The sequence below is a fragment of the Streptomyces sp. NPDC087263 genome, from assembly GCF_044744645.1.
In the GTDB taxonomy this organism is placed as follows: Bacteria; Actinomycetota; Actinomycetes; order Streptomycetales; family Streptomycetaceae; genus Streptomyces.
In genome coordinates this window covers 414007-433343 of sequence record NZ_JBIUYT010000006.1, presented here as the reverse complement: position 1 = coordinate 433343, position 19337 = coordinate 414007, and the positions used below count along the sequence as shown (strand labels likewise).

Sequence of the window (19337 nt, the reverse complement as noted above, 5' to 3'; positions counted from 1 at the left end):
TGAAAAGCGCCATCGAAGTGATGGACGCCGCCACCGCGGCGATGACCATCACTGCGGCGATGGACACCGCCGCAGTGATGGACACCGCCGGCGCAGCGATGGACGCGGCCATCGAAGCGCCAGGCGCCGGCGCCGAATCTCAGACGGTCTCCGGAAGCTCCTCAAGCCCCTCGGAGACCAGCTTCGCCAGTCGGTCGAGCGCGGCGTCCGCACCCTCGGCGTCGGAGGCGAGGACGATCTCCTCGCCGCCCTGGGCGCCCAGGCCGAGGACCGCGAGCATGGAGGCCGCGTTGGAGGGGTTCCCGTCCGCCTTGGCGATCGTCACGGGGACGCCGGAGGCCGTGACGGCCCGGACGAAGATGGAGGCGGGGCGGGCGTGGAGACCCTCGGCCCAGCCGACGTTGACGCGGCGCTCAGCCATGCGATGCTGCCCTTCAGATGTCTCAGGTTGTCTAGACCAGTGTCCCATAAGGTGAAGCGTGCCGGGAGCGGGCCAGAGGGTGACAAAACCCTGCGCTCCCGTCCCCGGCCGGTGCCGGATACCGGCCTGGATCCGGCTTCGGTTCCCCCAAGACTGCCTCGCACCGTTGTCGTACGCGAGCCGTACTCTGGGGCGCATGCAGACCTCGTCGGACCGGCACGAGTACCCCGCCCACTGGGAGGCGGACGTGGTGCTGCGCGACGGCGGGACCGCACGGATCCGACCCATCACCGTCGACGACGCCGATCGCCTGGTCAACTTCTACGAGCAGGTCTCCGACGAGTCGAAGTACTACCGCTTCTTCGCGCCGTATCCGCGCCTGTCCGCAAAGGACGTCCGCCGCTTCACCCACCACGACTTCGTGGACCGGGTGGGACTCGCGGCCACGGTGGGCGGCGATTTCATCGCCACCGTACGGTACGACCGCATCAACGCCGACGGACGGCCCGCCTCCGCCCCCGCCGACGAGGCCGAGGTCGCCTTCCTCGTCCAGGACGCCCACCAGGGGCGCGGTGTTGCCTCCGCCCTCCTCGAACACATCGCGGCCGTGGCCCGCGAGCGGGACATCCGCCGGTTCGCCGCGGAGGTGCTCCCGGCCAACAACAAGATGATCAAGGTGTTCACGGACGCCGGGTACCAGCAGAAGCGGCACTTCGAGGACGGCGTCGTACGCCTGGAGTTCGACCTCGAACCCACCGACCGGTCGCTCGCCGTGCAGCGCGCGCGGGAGCAGCGTGCCGAGGCCAGGTCCGTGCACCGGCTGCTCGCGCCCGGCTCGGTCGCCGTCATCGGCGCCGGCCGCACGCCAGGCGGCGTGGGCCGCAGCGTCCTCACCAACCTCCGCGCCGCGGGCTTCACAGGGCGGCTGTACGCCGTGAACAGGGCGGTCGAGGAAGGCGAGCTCGACGCGGTGCCCGCGTACCGCTCGATCGTCGACATCGCCGAACCCGTCGACCTCGCGGTCGTCGCGGTGCCCGCGCCCTACGTCCCCGAAGTCGTCGCGGAGTGCGGTGAGCACGGCGTGCAGGGGCTCGTGGTCGTGTCCGCCGGGTACGCCGAGAGCGGCCCCGAAGGGCGCGAACGCCAGCGCGAGCTCGTCCGCCAGGCCCGCACATACGGCATGCGCATCATCGGCCCGAACGCCTTCGGGGTGATCAACACGTCCCCCGAGGTGCGGCTCAACGCCTCGCTCGCGCCGGAGATGCCGCGGCCCGGACGGATAGGTCTGTTCGCCCAGTCGGGTGCGATCGGGATCGCCCTGCTGTCCAGGCTGCACCGACGCGGCGGCGGCGTCACCGGCACCACCGGCGTGTCGACCTTCGTCTCCTCCGGCAACCGGGCGGACGTGTCCGGCAACGACGTACTCCAATACTGGTACGACGATCCGGACACCGACGTCGCCCTGATGTACCTCGAATCCATCGGCAACCCGCGCAAGTTCACCCGGCTCGCCCGGCGGACCGCGGCCGTGAAACCGCTGGTCGTCGTGCAGGGCGCCCGGCATGCCGCCGCTCCGCAGGGGCATGCCGTACGGGCCACACGGCTGCCGCACGCCACCGTGTCCGCGCTGCTCGGGCAGGCCGGGGTGATCCTGGTCGACACGATCACCGAACTGGTGGACGCGGGGCTTCTGCTGGCACGCCAGCCGCTCCCTCCCGGTCCCCGGGTGGCGATCCTCGGGAACTCGGAATCGCTCGGGCTGCTCACGTACGACGCGTGCCTGGCCGAAGGGCTTCAGCCCCAGCCGCCGTTGGATCTCACGACGGCGGCGTCGGCGGACGACTTCCGCCGGGCGCTGGCGGGTGCGCTTGCCGATGACGGCAGCGACGCCGTCGTGGTGACCGCCATCCCGGCGGTGGGGGAGACCTCCGCTCAGGACGCGGCGCTGGCCGAGGCGCTGCGCGCGGCCTCGGCTTCGGCTCCGGTCAAGCCGGTGCTCGTCGTGCACGTCGAACTCGGTGGGCTCGCCGAGGCCCTGTCCGCCGCTGCCGGGACCGCACCCCAGGCCGCTCCCACCGCCCCCGGCGGAACCGACGCGATCCGCCCCGCGGAACACCTGCCCCCCGAGGCGCAGGCGACCGACGAAGCTCGTCTCATCCCCGCCTACCCGGCCGCCGAGCGCGCCGTCCGCGCCCTCGCCGAAGCCGTGAAGTACTCCCAGTGGCGGCAGGACGCCGCCGACCCGGGCAGGGTGCCGGAGTACGAGGACATCGACGAGAAGGGCGCCGCCCAGCAGATCGACGTCCTCCTCACGCGCGAGGAGGACGGGGAGGGGCTGACCCTCGGCACCGAGGAGACCCGGGAGCTGCTCGGGCGGTACGGCATCGACGTACACCCGGTCCTGTCCGCCCCGACGCCGGACGACGCGGCGCGCGCCGCGAGAGACCTCGGCTACCCGGTGGTCCTCAAGACCACCGCCCCGCATCTGCGGCACCGCGCCGACCTGGGCGGCGTACGGCTCGACCTGGCGGACGAGGAGCAACTGCGGCGGGCGTACGCGGAGTTGACCGAGCTCTTCGGGAAGCCGGCGGAACTGCGCCCGGTCGTGCAGGCCATGGCGCCGCGCGGGGTCGACACGGTCGTTCGGGCCGTCATCGACCCGGCGGCCGGAGCGGTGCTCTCGTTCGGGCTCTCCGGGGCCGCCTCGGAACTGCTCGGGGACACCGCGCACCGGCTGATTCCTGTCACCGACCGGGGCGTCACCTCGCTGGTCAGATCGATCCGGACGGCGCCGCTCCTCTTCGGCTGGCGCGGCTCCGCCCCGGTCGACACGGCGGCGCTCGAAGAGCTGATGCTGCGCGTCTCGCGCCTGGTCGACGATCACCCGGAGGTCGTCGCGGTGTCCCTGGAGCCGGTGGTGGTCGCCCCGCACGGCCTGAGCGCGCTGGGCGCCACCGTACGGCTGCACCGCGCTCCCGTCCGCGACGACCTCGGTCCGCGGACGCTCCCCGCCTACTGATCTCCTTCGGAGGGCCATCGAACGCCGATCTCCGCGGGGCAGACGCCGCGAGCGGTGCCTCGCAGTCAGTGGGCGCCCGTAAGATGGACATCATGGCCAAGACCAGTACGTCGACCCAGGGGCTGCGAGCGGCGATCGAGCGCAGCGGCTACTACCCGGCCCTCGTGGCCGAGGCGGTGGAGGCCGCGATCGGCGGCGACACCATCCGGTCGTACCTGGTTCATCAGGAGACGACGTTCGACGCCAACGAAGTGCGTCGGCACGTCACGGTGCTCGTCCTCACGGGCAACCGTTTCATCGTGAGCCACACCGATGAGCAGGCCGAGGACACCACCTCACCGACGCCGTACGCCACCACGTCGACGGAGTCCGTGAAGCTCGGCCGTATCTCCTCGGTCGTCGTCAGCCGGGTCGTCGCCAACCCCGAGTCGTACGCACCGGGCACGCTGCCCCGCGAGGTCGTCCTGACCATCGGCTGGGGCGCGGTCGCCCGTATCGACCTGGAGCCCGCCGCCTGCGGCGACCCCAACTGCGAGGCGGACCACGGCTACACGGGCAACTCGACGGCGGACGACCTGAGCCTGCGTGTCAGCGAGGCCGGGGACGGCCCGGAGACCGTGCGCCAGGCCCTCGTCTTCGCGCAGGCCCTCTCCGAGGCGACCGCGGACATCACGCGCTGATGGTCCTGCCCGCCTGGGACCACCCGGAACCCCTCGCCCTCGACACCGCACCCGTCCCCGAGTACGGCACAGGCTCGCTCGCCGACCTGCTGCCCACGCTCGCCGCGGGCATGGCCGTGCCCGGCATGACCGCCGCCATACCGGAACTGACCGGAGCCGACCGGAACTGCGTCTTCCTGATCGACGGCCTCGGCTGGGAGCAGCTGAAGGCACACCCGGACGAAGCCCCCTTCATGACGTCACTCCTGGCGTCCTCGCGAGGAGGCACCGGCCGCCCGATCACCGCGGGCTACCCGGCCACCACCGCGACCTCACTCGCCTCCGTCGGCACCGGCCTGCCGCCCGGCGCACACGGCCTGCCCGGCTACACCGTGCGCAACCCCAGGACCGGCGAGCTGATGAACCAGCTGCGCTGGCAGCCGTGGACGGACCCGCGCGCCTGGCAGCCGTACCCCACGGTCTTCCAACTGGCCGACAAGGCCGGCGTGCACACCGCCCAGGTCTCCTCGCCCGCCTTCCAGAACACCCCGCTGACGAAGATCGCCCTCAGCGGCGGAACGTTCCACGGGCGGCTGACCGGCGAGGAGCGCATGGACGTCGCCGCCGCCCAACTCGCCGCGGGCGACCGCTCCCTGGTCTACACGTACTACGCCGAGGTGGACGGCAAGGGCCACCGCTTCGGCGTCGACTCGGACCCCTGGCGCGGCCAGCTCATGTACGTCGACCGCCTGGTCCAGCGCCTCGCGGAGCAACTGCCGCCGCGTGCGGCCCTGTACGTCACCGCCGACCACGGCATGATCGACATTCCCTTCGGCGAGCAGCACCGCATCGACTTCGACGAGGACTGGGAGCTGCGCGCCGGAGTGGCCCTCCTCGGCGGCGAGGGCCGCGCCCGGCATGTCTACGCCGTCCAGGGCGCCGAGTCGGACGTCCTGACCTGCTGGCGCGAGGTGCTCGGCGAGCAGTTCTGGGTGGCCTCGCGGGACGAGGCGATCGCGGCGGGCTGGTTCGGCCCGCGGATCGACGAGCGGGTGTACGCCCGGATCGGCGACGTCGTCGCCGCGGCCCGCGACGACGTCCTGATCATCGCGTCCGAGCGGGAGCCGAAGGAGTCGGCGATGGTCGGCAACCACGGCTCGATGACCCCGGCGGAGCAGCACGTACCGCTCCTGCAAGTACGCTCCTGACCCGCTCCTCCTTCCCCTCTCCGAAAGGTGCTCGACTCGCCATGCCCGAGCTGGTGTTCTTCTCCGGAACGATGGACTGCGGGAAGTCGACGCTGGCTCTCCAGATCGAGCACAACCGTTCGGCGAGGGGCCTACAGGGCATGATCTTCACGCGTGACGACCGCGCGGGCGAGGGCAAGCTCTCCTCGCGCCTCGGGCTGGTCACGGACGCGGTGGAGGTGGCGGACGAGCAGGATCTGTACGGGTACCTCGTCGATCACCTCTCCCGGGGCGGCCGCGCGGACTACGTGATCGCGGACGAGGCCCAGTTCCTGGGTCCCGCGCAGATCGACCAACTGGCGCGCGTGGTGGACGACCTGGGCGTCGACGTGTTCGCCTTCGGCATCACCACCGACTTCCGCTCCAAGCTCTTCCCCGGTTCCCAGCGCCTGGTCGAGCTGGCCGACCGGGTCGAGGTCCTCCAGGTGGAGGCCCTGTGCTGGTGCGGCGCGCGTGCCACGCACAACGCCCGCACGATAGGCGGCGAGATGGTCGTCGAGGGTGCCCAGGTGGTCGTCGGCGACGTCAACCAGGCGGAGGACATCGGCTACGAGGTGCTGTGCCGCCGGCACCACCGTCGCCGTATGACGGCCGCCACGGCTCACGCGGGCGCCCTGTCACCGGACGTGCTGCCGATGACCTCCGCCTGACGTCAGGTCACTGACCGGCCCCTCGGCGTCCGTTCACTGGACGCTGTGGATCACGGAGAACATCGCGCCCTCCGGATCCGCCACCGTCGCCACGCGCCCGTACGGCGAGTCGTGGGCGGATTTCAGGACGTGCCCGCCGAGGTCCGTGACACGGGTGACGGTGTCGTCCACGTCCGTGGCCTCGAAGTACGTCATCCAGTGCGGGCCGCGGTCGCGGGGCAGGCCGTGGCCGACGCCGTGGATGCCGGCCACCGGACGGCCGTCGATGTGCAGGGTCACGTAGTCGAAGTCGGCCGAGACGACCGGCTCCAGCTCATAACCGAAGACCCCCTGGTAGAACTTGACGACGCTCTCGGTGTCGCGGGTCACCAGCTCGTTCCACGCGGGCGTCCCCGATACGCCGGTGATGCCCGTGCCCAGGTGAGCGGCCGTCTGCCAGATGCCGAAGACGGCGCCTGTCGGGTCCGAGGCGATCGCCATACGGCCTGCCTCGCCGGCGTCCAGGGGGCCGACCCCCACGGTGCCGCCGCTGAGCCGCACCGTCTCGGCGGTCAGGTCCACGTCTTCCGAGGCGAGATAGGGCGTCCAGGCGATGGGCAGATGCCGGTCGGGCGGCAGTTGCCCGATCCCCGCCACCTCTTCGCCGTGAAGCAGGGCACGCACGTACGGGCCGAGCTGGTGCGGGCCCGGCTGGAACTCCCAGCCGAACAGCGCTCCGTAGAAGTCCTGGGTCGTGGCCATTCCGTGCACCATCAGGCTCACCCAGCAGGGTGTGCCGGGCGTGTGCGGAGCGTCCGTTGCGCCGTTCAGGCCGGCCGACCCCCGTGCCTCGGTCATCGTCACTCTCTTCTCGGCCCCTCGCGGTGGCCGGTCACCTTCCGCCTACCCGCACGCGTACCGCAATCGCGTACCCGTAAGCCCCGTGCCGATGTTCGCACCACCGGTAGCACCGTGCGTCCCGGCCGCGCCGCCGTTCGGCGGCCTACGAGCGGAGGATGCCCGATGTGCAGTTTCCCGTCCGTTTCCGCACTATTGCTCCAGGGTGTCCATCGGCTGTACAGCATGTGCCCGATCCCATACGCCCAGTGATCGGACCTGCCCGGCCGAGCACAGTAGCCGGACACGGACGACGCGGCCACCCCGTGCGCAAGGATGGTCACCATGAACGCCATCATCTCCGCGCCCGAGCTGGCGAGCGACCTGGCCGGACCGAACCCTCCTGTCGTCCTTGATGTCCGCTGGCAGCTAGGGGGCCCGAGTCTGCGCTCCGAGTACGAGAAGGCGCACATTCCAGGGGCCGTTTTTGTCGATTTGGATTCCGAACTTGCGGGTCCTGCGGGGGGCGGCGGCCGTCATCCGCTGCCCGAACCCGAAGTCTTCGGCGCGGCGATGCGCGCCGCCGGGGTCTCGGCGGACCGCGACGTCGTTGTGTACGACGGCGGGCTCGGCTGGGGCGCCGCGCGCGCCTGGTGGTTGCTGGGCTATACGGGTCATCCGTCCGTGCGCGTGCTTGACGGCGGTCTTGCCGCCTGGAGCGGTCCGGTGTCGTCGGAGATCCCCGCCCCCGCTGCCGGAAGCTTCGTACCCGCGCCCGGTGCCCGGCCGCTGCTCGACGCGGACGGAGCGGCGGCGCTCGCCCGTACCGGCCTGCTGCTCGACGCCCGGGCGGGCGAGCGGTACCGGGGCGAGGTCGAACCGATCGACCCGGTAGGCGGGCACATCCCCGGCGCGGTCTCCGCGCCGACCACCGAGAACGTCACGGACGACGGACGGTTCCGGCCCGCCGCCGAACTCGCCGACCGCTTCAAGTCCCTTGGCGCGACCGGTACTCCCGAGGTCGGCGTCTACTGCGGTTCGGGCGTCTCCGGTGCCCACGAGGTGCTGGCACTCGCCGTCGCGGGCATCCCGGCCGCCCTGTACGCGGGTTCCTGGTCGGAGTGGACCCGGGACGGGAGCCGACCGGTCGCGGTGGGCGCCGACCCGCAGTAGCGGCGGTGGGTCCCGACCGGCGGTGACGGCGGTGGGAACCGATCCGCAGTGACAGCGATGAGGCCCGAACCGCAGTGACAGCGGTGGGTCCCGTCCCGCAATGACAGCGATGAGGCCCGCGCCAGGTCGGCGCGGGCCCCACCGTCGTACGACTGATCAGTCCTTGTTCTTCCGTCGTGTACCGAACACGATCTCGTCCCAGCTCGGGACGGCCGCGCGGCGGCCCGGGCGGACGCCGTCGGCCTCGGCCTGGCGGTCGGTCGAGCCGACGAGGCGGTCGCGGTGGCTGCCGACCGAGCGAGGCATGAGGACGTCCGCGTAGGCGGAACCGGCACCGGCGGAGGCCGCGGGGGCCGGAGGCTCCTCGGCCTCGGGCTCGGGGGCGGGTTCCTCCGTGTCGGGCCGCTCCGTGGTGGCGGGCCGCTCGGGCACCACCATGTCGCCCCGGAAGCTCGGCACCGCCTCCAGGAGGCTGGTGAGGGAGTCCCGCTCGGACTCCTCGACCGGCTCCGGGGACGGCGCGGGCAGCCCCGGCCGCTCCGACTGCCGGTCCAGGGCGCGGTCCATCGGGCGGTCCCGGGGCAGCCGTGCGATCCGCGGCACGAACGGGAAGCTCGGCTCGGCGGCCGCCGACAGGTCGTCGGACTCACCGATCAGCGAGCGTGCCTCGTCGTCGACGGCCTGGACGAGCCGCCGCGGCGGGTCGTACGTCCAGCTCGCCGAATGCGGCTCACCCGCGACCCGGTAGACCAGCAGTACTTCCCAGGTGCCGTCGTCACGACGCCACGAGTCCCACTGCGCGGTGTCCTTCTCGGCGCCACGCAGCGTCAGCCGCTCCTGCACGGCCTCGCCGAGCTGGGGTCCGGCGTTCTCGCCGGGGCGGCGGACAGGGGTCTTCCTGGCGCGTTCGGCCATGAAGGCACGCTCGGCGAGGACGGGCCCCTCGAAGCGGCGCACACGGTCGACGGGGATCCCGGCGAGCTGTGCGACCTCCTCCGCGGAGGAGCCGGCACGTATACGTGCCTGGATGTCTCGGGGGCGGAGATGGCTCTCCACCTCGATCTCGATCTGGCCGAGGCGGGGACGGTCGCCGCGTACAGCGGCGCGCAGACGCTCGTCAATCGGAAGCGTGTACTCCGTGCTGTCCGCAGCCTTCAGCACCAGCCGTGTGCCGTCGTTAGAGACGGCCACGACACGCAGTTCCGGCATGAGGACCTCCCGGGTGGTGCCTGCCGACGTCACGTGCGTCGCTGCTTCCGCTAGTCGAGTGTGGCCTGCCCGGGTGCAGCCTGCCACAACCTTGCCGAGTTCTCCGGCGTGTCGGGCACAGGCCCGAGACCGCCGTTATGGCACGGTTACCTATTCGCAACGCTAAGTGACGAACTCCATCACCCTGTGCAACGAGCCCCCTCCCGGCGGTCCTGCAAGGCCCCGGACACCCTGGCGGGAGTCCGGACCCAGGGCTCGCAAGAGTACTCCATTCGGGCCACTTGCGCGGTTCGGCACGCCACCCAACTTCGAGCCGGGGGTGGCAGTTGGTCGGCCGAAGCGTCGTTTCTGTGGTCATGGAAAGTGGCGCACTTCACGTAATCACCGCAAATGGAACTAATCGCTTCGCCCGTCCGTCCCTCTCTCGTGCGGTCAGTTGATCAATTGGGTCAAGTCGATCAAGTACGGGAAAGGCAGGCAAGGTCCGGGCATGCGTGAAAAGCCGGATATCGGTGCGGAGTCGGGTGTCGATGAGGAGGTCAGCAGGAAACGACTGGATCTGAGCGTGCCTCAGGTGGCAGGCAGCGCGGTGGCAGCGGTGGTGGCCGCGAAACTCGCCTCCTACTTCGGGGTCTACGGGACGATGCTGGGCGCGGGCCTGGTGAGCGTGGTCGCCACCTGCGGCGGCACGGTCTTCCAGCACTTCTTCAGGCGCACCGGCGAGCAGATACGCGAGGTGACGGTGCAGGCCAGGCCGAGGACCCAGCAGACCCCGGCCGCGGGGGAGTTCACCGAGGGAACCGTCTACCGCGCGCGGGTCAGGAGCTGGAAGCGGCCGGTGGCCGCGGCGGTACTCGTCTTCGGCGTCACCATGGCGGGCATCACCACATACGAACTCGTGGCGGGCCACAGCTTCAGCGACAGCAGCGGCACGACCGTCGGCGACGCCCTCAAGGGGAGCGGTTCCTCTTCCCCGTCTGAGCCCAGTACGCCTCCCGCGTCGAGCGCGACGCCTTCGGCCGGCTCCTCCTCGGCGCAGCCGCCTGGCGACGCCGAGTCCGCTACCGGCGCGACGACGCCCACCCCGACGCCCAGTTCCAGTGCCACGCCGGAAACCGGGGCCGGTGCACCGACCCCCACTCCCAGCGGGTCCGCTACGACCCCAGCACCCTCCGCAAGTAGTCGTTCCCAAAGCGCCGATCCGGGTCAAGCCGATCCCTCAGCGCAGTGAATTCGCCGAAGCGCGGGTAGACCCCGGCGAAGTACTCCGCGTCGCGCGTGTGCACCTTGCCCCAGTGCGGCCGCCCCTCGTGCGCGGTGAGGATCCGCTCGGCGGCCGTGAAGTACGCCTGATAGGGGGTGCCTTTGAACATATGGACGGCGATGTACGCGCTCTCCCGCCCGGACGCCGTCGAGAGCGTGATGTCGTCCGCGGGCGCCGTGCGTACCTCGACGGGGAAACTGACCCGCAGGGACGACCGGTCGACCATCGTCTTCAGCTCGCGCAGCGTCTCGACGAGGGCCTCGCGCGGAACGGCGTACTCCATCTCCACGAAGCGCACCCGGCGCGGAGAAGTGAAGACCTTGTACGGAATGTCGGTGTAGGTCCGTGCGGACAGTGCGCGGCTGGAGATCTTCGCGATCGCCGGGATGGTGGCGGGCACGGCGCGGCCGACCAGATTGGCCGCCTGGAAGACGCCGTTGGAGAGGAACTCGTCCTCGATCCAGCCGCTGATCTGCGGCACCGGCTTCTCGGGCCCCGCGCTGCGGTTGTTGCGCTTGGTGTTGCAGTTGCCGGTGTGCGGGAACCAGTAGAACTCGAAGTGCTCGTTCTCGGTGAACAGTTCGTCGAAGTCGGCGGTGACCTTGTCGAAGGTCATCGGTTCCTCACGGGCCGTGAGCAGAAAAACGGGCTCTACGGAGAGGGTGATCGCGGTGATGATCCCCAGGGCGCCGATTCCGATCCGGGCGGCCGCGAAGACCTCGGGATTCTCCTTCTCGGAGCAGGCGATGACCGAGCCGTCGGCCGTGACCAGCTCAAGGCCCTTGATCTGGGCGGCGATCGAGGCGGAGTCACGCCCGGTGCCGTGCGTGCCGGTGCTGACCGCACCGGAAACCGTCTGCTCCATGATGTCGCCCATGTTGGTGAGCGACAGCCCCTCGCGGGCGAGAGCGAGGTTGAGACGCTTGAGCGGGGTGCCCGCCTCCACGGTGACGGTGCCGGCGTCGCGGTCGATCCTGCGGATGCCGGTCAGCAGTTGGGGGCGGATCAGTACGCCGTCGGTCGCGGCGACGGCCGTGAAAGAGTGCCCGGTGCCGACGGCCTTCACCGTCAGACCGTCCGCGGCGGCGCTGCGCACGGCCGCGGAGAGCTCCTCCACGGAGGCGGGAGTGACCTCTCGTGCCGGACGGGCGGTGACCGTGCCCGCCCAGTTACGCCACGTTCCGCTCTTCCCGTTCGCTGTGCTGCTCATGGGTCCCTCCCCGATGCGGAACCGGCCTGTTCAGCCGGCGATACCCGAGGAAACCGACCGCGACCGCGACGGCCCCGGACACCGCCGGAACCCCGTACCCGGCCTTCGCACCGGCGGCGTCGATCACCCAGCCGGCCACGGAGGAACCGAGCGCGACCCCGACCGCGAGCCCGGTGCTGATCCAGGTCATGCCCTCGGTCAGTTGCGCGCTTGGTACGTGCTGTTCGATGAGGGACATCGTGGTGATCATCGTGGGAGCGATGGACAGGCCCGCAACGAACAGCGCCACGGCCAGGAACGGCAAGTTTCCGACCAGTAGGAGGGGGATCATACTCACGGCCATCGCACACACGCCCAGCAGCCACCGACGTTCGGGCGCCCCCTTGAAGTGCAGCAGCCCGAACACCGCTCCCGCCGCACAGGAGCCCGCCGCGTAGAGCGCGAGAACGACGCTCGCCGCAGCCTTGTGGCCCTGTTCCTCGGCGAAGGCCACGGTGACCACGTCGACGGCTCCGAAGATCGCTCCGGCCGCCACGAAGGTGGCCACCAGGACCTGGAGCCCGGCCGAGGCCATCGCCGAACCGCCCTTGTCCTGCCCGCGCGGATGAGGCACCGGTTCGGTGCCGCGCTGGGCCGTCAGCCAGAAGACGCCGACGGCGAGGAAGCAGGCGGCGAGCAGCGGCCCGGCCTCCGGGAACCACACCGTGGACAGACCGATCGAGATGATCGGTCCGAAGATGAAGCAGGTCTCGTCCACCACGGACTCGAAGGAGTACGCGGTGTGCAGTTGCGGGGTGTCCCGGTAGAGAGCGGCCCAGCGCGCTCTGACCATCGCGCCCATGCTCGGCACACAGCCGATGCCGGCCGAGCAGACGAACAGCACCCAGTCCGGCCACTCGAACCTCGCCGCGAGCAGCAGCCCCGCGGCCGCGGACAGCGCGAACAGCGTCACGGGACGCAGCACCCGCCGCTGCCCGTGCCGGTCCACCAGCCGGGAGACCTGCGGGCCCATCACCGCGGCCGCCAGCGCCATGGTCGCCGAGAGCGCACCCGCGAGCCCGTACCGCCCGGTGAGCTGGGAGATCATCGTGACCACGCCGATGCCCATCATCGACAGCGGCATCCGGCCGAGGAAGCCCGCGGCGGAGAAGCCCCTGGAGCCGGGGGCGGCGAACAGGGCGCGGTACGGGCTGGGCAAGGAGGAACTCCGGTCGGCTCGGCTGGGCCGCCCGGTCACCACGGGCGGGCCTGACACCGGTAAGGCGTGAATCTGGCCGATACAGCTTACGGGTGAGGTGACCCTAACGCACGCCCTCGGACGCTTGAACGCACGCCCTCGGACGCTTGTCCGGTGGCCGTTGTCCGCCTGTCAGCGACGGGTGGCAGGATCGAAGGCATGCCAGACGTGCTCGATGCCACCCCCTACGACGCCCTGCTCCTGCTCTCGTTCGGCGGCCCGGAAGGACCCGACGACGTGGTCCCGTTCCTGGAGAACGTGACGCGGGGGCGCGGCATCCCCAAGGAACGACTCAAGGAGGTGGGTCGGCACTACTTCCAGTTCGGCGGGGTCAGCCCCATCAACGACCAGAACCGCGCCCTGCTAGACGCGCTCCGCAAGGACTTCGCCGACCACGGCCTGGACCTGCCGGTGTACTGGGGCAACCGCAACTGGGCGCCGTACCTGACCGACACCCTGCGCGAACTGGTCGCCGACGGCCGGCGCCGCGTCCTGGTTCTCGCCACCAGCGCGTACGCCTCGTACTCGGGCTGCCGTCAGTACCGCGAGAACCTCGCCGAGGCCCTGGCCACCCTTGAGGCCGAGGCCCTGGACCTGCCGAAGGTCGACAAGCTGCGGCACTACTTCAACCACCCCGGCTTCGTACGCCCGATGATGGACGGCGTGCTGAAGTCCCTGGCCGAACTCCCCGTGGACGTACGGCAGGGCGCGCAGCTCGCCTTCACGACGCACTCGATCCCGGACGCCGCCGCCGACACCTCGGGGCCCCTCGGGGACCACGGCGACGGCGGCGCGTACGTCAAGGAGCACCTGGACGTCGCCCGGCTGATCGTCGACGCGGTGCGCGAGGAGACCGGGATCGACCATCCCTGGCAGCTCGTCTACCAGTCGCGCTCCGGAGCCCCGCACATCCCGTGGCTGGAGCCCGACATCTGCGACCACCTGGAGGAGCTGCACGGCGCCGGCGTCCCGGCCGTCGTGATGGCGCCCATCGGATTCGTGTCCGACCACATGGAGGTGCTGTACGACCTCGACACGGAGGCCACCGCCAAGGCGGCCGAACTGGGTCTGCCGGTGCGCCGCTCGGCCACCGTGGGCGCCGACCCGCGGTTCGCCGCGGCGATCCGTGAACTCGTCCTGGAGCGCGCCGCGACCGAGAGCGGACGGCAGGTGACACCCTGCGCCCTGGGGGCTCTCGGCGCGAGTCACGACCTGTGCCCGGCGGGCTGTTGCCCGGCCCGTGCCCCGAAGCCCGCCGCCGCGGGCGCCGACAGCCCGTACGCCTGAGGAGCCCCGTGATCGAGCCCCTGCACACCGAACTGCTCCAGCTCGCCCACCAGGCCGCCCGTAGCGCCGGTGAGCTGCTGCGGGACGGACGCCCGGCGCACCTCACGGTCGCCGCGACCAAGTCCAGCCCGATCGACGTCGTCACCGAGATGGACATCGCCGCCGAGAAGCTGATCACCGACCTGATCACCCAGCACCGGCCCGCCGACGGCTTCCTCGGCGAGGAGGGCGCCGCCACGGAGGGCACCAGCGGCATCCGCTGGGTCATCGACCCGCTCGACGGCACCGTCAACTACCTGTACGGGCTGCCCACCTGGGCGGTGTCCATCGCCGCCGAACAGAACGGCGAGACCGTCGTCGGAGTCGTCGCGGCGCCGATGCGCGGCGAGACCTACCACGCGGTACGCGGCCGGGGCGCCCGGGCCACCGGAGCCTGGGTCGGCGAGCGCCGGCTGAACTGCCGCCCGTCGCCGTCCCTGGACCAGGCCCTGGTCTCCACCGGCTTCAACTACGTGACCGAGGTCAAGACCCACCAGGCCGCCGTCGCCCAGCGGCTGATCCCGCTGCTCCGCGACATCCGGCGCTCCGGCTCCGCGGCGGTCGACCTGTGCGACGTCGCGGCCGGCCGCCTCGACGGCTACTACGAGCGCGGGCTCCACCCCTGGGACCTCGCGGCGGGCGACCTGATCGCCCGTGAGGCGGGCGCCCTGACCGGTGGGCGCCCCGGTGAGCGCCCCGGAGGCGATCTGGCGGTGGCAGCCTCTCCCGGTGTCTTCGAGCCCCTCCAGCGACTCCTGGAGGAGTTCGGCGCCTGGCACGACTGACGGCGCGTACAACAGCGCGAACGACCGGCGTCTGCAACAGGCGCCGAACGGAGCGGGGCCCCGGCACTGGATCGATGCCGGGGCCCGCTCTCGTACGAATGAAGAATCTGGTGAAGAGCTGAAGAGCCGAACTGAAGAACCGAAGAGCTGGAGAAGCGGAATGAGGAACTGATCAGACGCGTGTAGCGCCTACCTGTACACCGTGTTCGGCGGCGAGGCGGTGCAGGTCGTCGAGCTCGGCCTGCTCGACCTCCGCGAGGAAGTCGTCGCCTGTCTCGCGAGCCCGCGTCAGGTCGGACTCGGTAGCCCTTATGCGCTGCAGAAGTCCTGCGGTGAATGCGTCCATGCTGCGCCCCCTCGTCCTGGGTTGTGGGTCGATGGCACGGGGGTGTGCCGTTCAGAAGGGGCGATCACGTCTCCAAGGGGTGCCCAGCGCTGCCCTGCCGGGCGGCGACGGTGCCGGACACCCACGCCCACTCTGCGGAAAGCGGTTGGACATACCACAAGGTGGCTTGCCACAAGCAGAGCGTGATCGCGGGGTGTAAAGCTGTCGTCCCCCCACTCCCTTCCGTGGAAACCTCAACCGCACGAGAAAATCTGGCATTCCCCCACGCTCCCCCCGTCTTACAGCCGACTTATGGCCGAAAAGGGCAGGATGGAGGCCTTACCAACGACAGGGCCCCGCTCGCATGCGCCGAAGAGGCGCTACGCGAGTGGACAGAGGAAGGACAAGCGACGTGCGCGTACTCGTCGTCGAGGACGAGCAACTGCTCGCCGATGCGGTGGCCACCGGACTGCGCCGGGAGGCCATGGCCGTCGACGTCGTGTACGACGGCGCGGCCGCCCTTGAGCGCGTCGGAGTCAACGACTACGACGTGGTGGTCCTGGACCGCGACCTCCCGCTCGTGCACGGAGACGACGTCTGCCGCAAGATCGTCGAGCTCGGCATGCCCACGCGCGTGCTGATGCTCACGGCTTCCGGCGACGTCAGCGACCGCGTCGAGGGCCTGGAGATCGGCGCGGACGACTATCTCCCCAAGCCGTTCGCGTTCAGCGAGCTGACGGCACGCGTGCGTGCTCTGGGACGTCGTACGAGCCTGCCGCTGCCGCCGGTCCTGGAGCGCGCCGGGATCAAACTCGACCCCAACCGCCGCGAGGTCTTCCGCGACGGCAAGGAAGTCCAGCTCGCGCCCAAGGAGTTCGCCGTCCTGGAGGTGCTGCTGCGCAGCGAGGGCGCCGTCGTCTCGGCCGAGCAGCTCCTGGAGAAGGCCTGGGACGAGAACACGGACCCCTTCACCAACGTTGTACGGGTCACGGTCATGACCCTGCGCCGCAAGCTCGGGGAGCCCCCCGTGATCGTCACCGTGCCCGGTTCCGGTTACCGGATCTGAGCCACGGTGACCACGACCCCCGCGCCTCCCACGGCGCCTCCGAAGCCCACGTGGGACCCCAGGCGGGTGGAGACTCCGTTCCCCTGGCTGAGGCCCACCATCCGGATAAGGCTGACGCTGCTGTACGGCGGCATGTTCCTGATCGCCGGCATCATGCTGCTGTCGATCATCTATCTGCTCGCCGCGCAGGCGCTGAACACCGGTGCAGAGCCTCTCTTCAAGATCGTCAGCGGCACCGATATCAAGGTCGCCAGCGACAACTGCCCCGCGGTCAATGCCGGTAACCAGACGCTCACCGAGTTCAACGCCTCGATCAGCGCCTGCATCGACCACCAGCGCCAGGCCGCCCTGGACAACCTGCTCAGCCGCTCCCTGCTCGCCCTGCTCGGCCTCGCCATCATCGCCTTCGCCTTCGGCTACGCGATGGCGGGCCGGGTGCTCGCGCCGCTCGGCCGGATCACCCGCACCGCGCGCGCGGTGGCGGGCTCGGACCTCTCCCGGCGGATCGAACTGGACGGCCCGGACGACGAGTTGAAGGAGCTCGCGGACACCTTCGACGACATGTTGGAGCGGCTCCAGCGGGCCTTCACCGCTCAGCAGCGCTTCGTGGGCAACGCCTCTCACGAGCTGCGGACGCCGCTGGCGATCAACCGCACGCTTCTTGAGGTGCATCTCTCCGATCCCGCGGCGCCGGCGGAACTGCAACAGCTCGGCAAGACCCTGCTCGCCACCAACGAGCGCAGTGAGCAGCTCGTGGAGGGCCTACTGCTGCTCGCCCGCAGTGACAACCAGATCGTCGAGCGCAAGCCCGTGGACCTCGCCGAGGTCGCTTCGCGGGCCGTCGACCAGGTGCGTGCCGAGGCGGACGCCAAGGGCGTGGAGATCCGCGTGAAGTGTCCCCCGGCGGTCGTCCCGGGCAACGGTGTCCTCCTTGAGCGGATCGCCCTGAACCTCGTCCAGAACGCCGTCCGGTACAACGCGCCGCAGGACGGCTGGGTCGAGGTCACGACTCAGGTTCAGCACGGCCAGGCGGTCCTGGTGGTATCGAACACAGGGCCGGTGGTTCCCGCGTACGAGATCGACAATCTTTTCGAGCCCTTCCGGCGGCTGCGTACGGAGCGCACAGGTAGCGACAAGGGTGTGGGCCTTGGCCTGTCGATTGCCCGGTCGGTGGCCCGTGCGCACGGGGGGCATATCGTCGCTGAGCCGCGCGAAGGAGGTGGGCTCGTGATGCGAGTCACCCTGCCGATCTGAGACCATGTCGCCGACACGCGAGGATGTTCGCTTTGCGCGGAATTTCCTGGGCATACGTCCGGGAGGCTCGTGTGTGATCGATCACAAGGGCATATATCCGGCCTTCCACTCTCCGTGATCAAGAAGGCCGCCGTAAAGCCGGGATAATCCGGGTTTTCGGGGGTCCAGATCACGGGAAGTACACGGTGGGACGCCTTTGAAGTGCGGCCTGCGGACCGTGTACGGTCCGCATCGCCATCCAAGCCGATCACTCTTGAGGAGTCCGGTTGGGTGTCGATTGAGTAACAGACCTTGATGTGAGGCAAAATCTCCGCCTCGGGTCGGGCACAAGTCCGGCCTCTCACGCGTTACGTGCGCTGAGACACCGCAGACACCCAGAGGGGGAGAGCGACATGGCAACGGATTACGACACCCCACGCAAGACCGACGACGACGTCGATTCGGACAGCCTTGAGGAACTGAAGGCTCGCCGGAACGACAAGTCGACGTCGTCTGTAGACGTGGATGAGTTCGAGGCCGCAGAAGGCCTGGAACTGCCCGGCGCGGACCTCTCGAACGAGGAGCTGGCCGTCCGGGTGCTGCCCAAGCAGCAGGACGAGTTCACTTGCATGAGCTGCTTCCTGGTGCACCACCGCAGCCAGCTGGCCCGAGAGAAGAACGGCCAGCCGATCTGCCGCGACTGCGACTGAGGCGGGGTCGGCCGTGACTGGCTCGACCCCTCCCTGGAAGCGCCGTTCCTCCGGACGAGGAGCGGACGAAGGGCCGTCAGACGGCCCTGAAGGCGTGCGTGACGACGAGCGGGGCTCTTCCCGACCAGGATCAGCCTCGCTCGACCGGCCGCCCGCCACGACGTCGGCAGGGGCTTCGGCGCCCGTCGGCGAACTGGTGCCCATGGACACCCCGGCGCCCGCGGCAAAGCGCCGTGCGGCCGCCGTCCGTGACGGAGTCAAGGAAGGCGTTCGCAAGGGCAGCAGCAGAGCGAGAGCAGGCCTGTCCTACCTTGCCGACCGCATCATCGACATCGCTCCGCGCATCCCCGTACGGGACCTCGCGACCCTCCGTCGGCAGTTCCCCGGCCTGACCGCGGAGCAGCTCGCCGACAAGCTCGTCGCCGGCGCGGCCAACGCGACGTCGGCGGTGGGCGCCGGCATCGGCGCGGCCGCCATGCTTCCGGTGCCGCCCGCGATGCCCACCGAGATCGCCGCCGAGATCACCGGCGTCGCCGCGATCGAGCTGAAGCTGATCGCCGAACTGCACGAGGTGTACGGCGTCCGGCCGCCCGGGAACCTGACGCAGCGCAGCACGGGGTATCTGAACTCCTGGTCCACCGAGCGCGGGATCGACGTGACGAAGGTGGCGTCGCTCAACGCCGCGCTGGGCGGCCCCATGAAGCGTCAGCTGCGTCAGCAGATCATGAAGCGCATGGTTCGGGACCTGCCCAACCTGATGCCGTTCATGGTCGGCGCGGCGGTCGGAGCGGTCATGAACCGCCGCGACACCAGACGGCTCGCGGAGCACATCCGCAAGGACCTGCGTAAGTCCCAGGTGCCGTGGGACGCGCTTGCGGAACTGCCGCCGCTCGAGGCGCCCGCCGACCCCCTTCGGATGGGGGAGATCCCCAAGGAGCTCGGGAACTGAGCTCGCCCCACCTGTCCTGTCCTGCCTGCGGCGGCCGG

The 19337-nt window shown here is 70.4% G+C and carries 19 protein-coding genes; 11 read left to right on the top strand and 8 right to left on the bottom strand.

Going from position 1 to position 19337, the window contains the following annotated elements:
* Positions 1-139: 139 nt before the first annotated feature.
* Positions 140-421 carry an HPr family phosphocarrier protein gene (locus ACIPC1_RS22150; RefSeq protein ID WP_384376457.1) on the bottom strand — a complete coding sequence of 94 codons (282 nt, stop codon included), beginning with the start codon at positions 419-421 and terminating at the stop codon, positions 140-142.
* A 196-nt stretch (positions 422-617) separates the two neighbouring features.
* Between ACIPC1_RS22150 and ACIPC1_RS22145 the strand changes: the two genes are divergently transcribed.
* The 4 genes from ACIPC1_RS22145 to ACIPC1_RS22130 all read left to right on the top strand — a co-directional run bounded on the left by ACIPC1_RS22145 (position 618) and on the right by ACIPC1_RS22130 (position 5996).
* Positions 618-3440, top strand: coding sequence for a GNAT family N-acetyltransferase (locus ACIPC1_RS22145; protein WP_402519307.1), 2823 nt, complete (start codon positions 618-620; stop codon positions 3438-3440).
* Between the two features lie 83 nt (positions 3441-3523).
* Positions 3524-4120: a DUF5998 family protein gene (locus ACIPC1_RS22140; protein WP_402519560.1), complete on the top strand. Its 597-nt coding sequence runs from the start codon at positions 3524-3526 to the stop codon at positions 4118-4120.
* Complete coding sequence (locus ACIPC1_RS22135) at positions 4120-5307, top strand: alkaline phosphatase family protein (RefSeq protein WP_402519306.1); 1188 nt, start codon at positions 4120-4122, stop codon at positions 5305-5307. The genes ACIPC1_RS22140 and ACIPC1_RS22135 overlap by 1 nt, the downstream gene beginning before the upstream one ends.
* Positions 5308-5348: 41 nt before the next feature.
* Positions 5349-5996, top strand: a complete 648-nt coding sequence (locus tag ACIPC1_RS22130; RefSeq protein ID WP_402519304.1) for a thymidine kinase — start codon at positions 5349-5351, stop codon at positions 5994-5996.
* 33 nt (positions 5997-6029) lie between these two features.
* Here ACIPC1_RS22130 and ACIPC1_RS22125 read toward each other — a convergent pair whose 3' ends face one another.
* Positions 6030-6833, bottom strand: coding sequence for a VOC family protein (locus tag ACIPC1_RS22125; RefSeq protein WP_402519302.1), 804 nt, complete (start codon positions 6831-6833; stop codon positions 6030-6032).
* Between the two features lie 324 nt (positions 6834-7157).
* Here ACIPC1_RS22125 and ACIPC1_RS22120 point away from each other — a divergent pair, with 324 nt between their 5' ends.
* Complete coding sequence (locus ACIPC1_RS22120; protein ID WP_402519301.1) at positions 7158-7985, top strand: sulfurtransferase; 828 nt, start codon at positions 7158-7160, stop codon at positions 7983-7985.
* Between the two features lie 156 nt (positions 7986-8141).
* On the opposite strand, the gene sepH is transcribed toward ACIPC1_RS22120, so the two are convergent.
* From sepH to ACIPC1_RS22095, 5 genes are all read right to left on the bottom strand, one after another.
* Positions 8142-9194 carry a septation protein SepH gene (gene sepH, locus ACIPC1_RS22115; protein ID WP_402519300.1) on the bottom strand — a complete coding sequence of 351 codons (1053 nt, stop codon included), beginning with the start codon at positions 9192-9194 and terminating at the stop codon, positions 8142-8144.
* A gap of 633 nt (positions 9195-9827) precedes the next feature.
* Positions 9828-9986: a hypothetical protein gene (locus ACIPC1_RS22110; RefSeq protein ID WP_402519299.1), complete on the bottom strand. Its 159-nt coding sequence runs from the start codon at positions 9984-9986 to the stop codon at positions 9828-9830.
* A gap of 12 nt (positions 9987-9998) precedes the next feature.
* Positions 9999-10301, bottom strand: coding sequence for a hypothetical protein (locus ACIPC1_RS22105; protein WP_402519297.1), 303 nt, complete (start codon positions 10299-10301; stop codon positions 9999-10001).
* 47 nt (positions 10302-10348) lie between these two features.
* A complete protein-coding gene (locus ACIPC1_RS22100) occupies positions 10349-11668 on the bottom strand; it encodes a D-arabinono-1,4-lactone oxidase (protein ID WP_402519295.1) in 1320 nt (439 codons plus the stop codon).
* Positions 11628-12866, bottom strand: coding sequence for an MFS transporter (locus tag ACIPC1_RS22095; protein WP_402519294.1), 1239 nt, complete (start codon positions 12864-12866; stop codon positions 11628-11630). Before ACIPC1_RS22095 ends, ACIPC1_RS22100 begins: the two co-directional genes overlap by 41 nt.
* 198 nt (positions 12867-13064) lie before the next feature.
* Here ACIPC1_RS22095 and ACIPC1_RS22090 point away from each other — a divergent pair, with 198 nt between their 5' ends.
* Both ACIPC1_RS22090 and ACIPC1_RS22085 read left to right on the top strand, forming a co-directional pair.
* Complete coding sequence (locus ACIPC1_RS22090) at positions 13065-14192, top strand: ferrochelatase (RefSeq protein WP_402519292.1); 1128 nt, start codon at positions 13065-13067, stop codon at positions 14190-14192.
* An 8-nt stretch (positions 14193-14200) separates the two neighbouring features.
* Positions 14201-15016 carry an inositol monophosphatase family protein gene (locus ACIPC1_RS22085; RefSeq protein ID WP_384376421.1) on the top strand — a complete coding sequence of 272 codons (816 nt, stop codon included), beginning with the start codon at positions 14201-14203 and terminating at the stop codon, positions 15014-15016.
* A gap of 172 nt (positions 15017-15188) precedes the next feature.
* On the opposite strand, the gene ACIPC1_RS22080 is transcribed toward ACIPC1_RS22085, so the two are convergent.
* Positions 15189-15362 (bottom strand): hypothetical protein, encoded by a 174-nt coding sequence (locus tag ACIPC1_RS22080; RefSeq protein ID WP_365426212.1) that lies wholly within the window; start codon positions 15360-15362, stop codon positions 15189-15191.
* A gap of 391 nt (positions 15363-15753) precedes the next feature.
* Here ACIPC1_RS22080 and ACIPC1_RS22075 point away from each other — a divergent pair, with 391 nt between their 5' ends.
* The 4 genes from ACIPC1_RS22075 to ACIPC1_RS22060 all read left to right on the top strand — a co-directional run bounded on the left by ACIPC1_RS22075 (position 15754) and on the right by ACIPC1_RS22060 (position 19299).
* Positions 15754-16407 (top strand): response regulator transcription factor, encoded by a 654-nt coding sequence (locus ACIPC1_RS22075; protein WP_365426214.1) that lies wholly within the window; start codon positions 15754-15756, stop codon positions 16405-16407.
* A gap of 6 nt (positions 16408-16413) precedes the next feature.
* On the top strand, positions 16414-17661 hold the full coding sequence (locus tag ACIPC1_RS22070) for a sensor histidine kinase (RefSeq protein ID WP_402519290.1): 1248 nt from the start codon (positions 16414-16416) through the stop codon (positions 17659-17661).
* A gap of 392 nt (positions 17662-18053) precedes the next feature.
* Complete coding sequence (locus ACIPC1_RS22065; protein WP_003997302.1) at positions 18054-18350, top strand: DUF4193 domain-containing protein; 297 nt, start codon at positions 18054-18056, stop codon at positions 18348-18350.
* Between the two features lie 13 nt (positions 18351-18363).
* Positions 18364-19299, top strand: coding sequence for a hypothetical protein (locus ACIPC1_RS22060; RefSeq protein ID WP_402519289.1), 936 nt, complete (start codon positions 18364-18366; stop codon positions 19297-19299).
* The last annotated feature ends 38 nt before the right edge of the window (positions 19300-19337 follow it).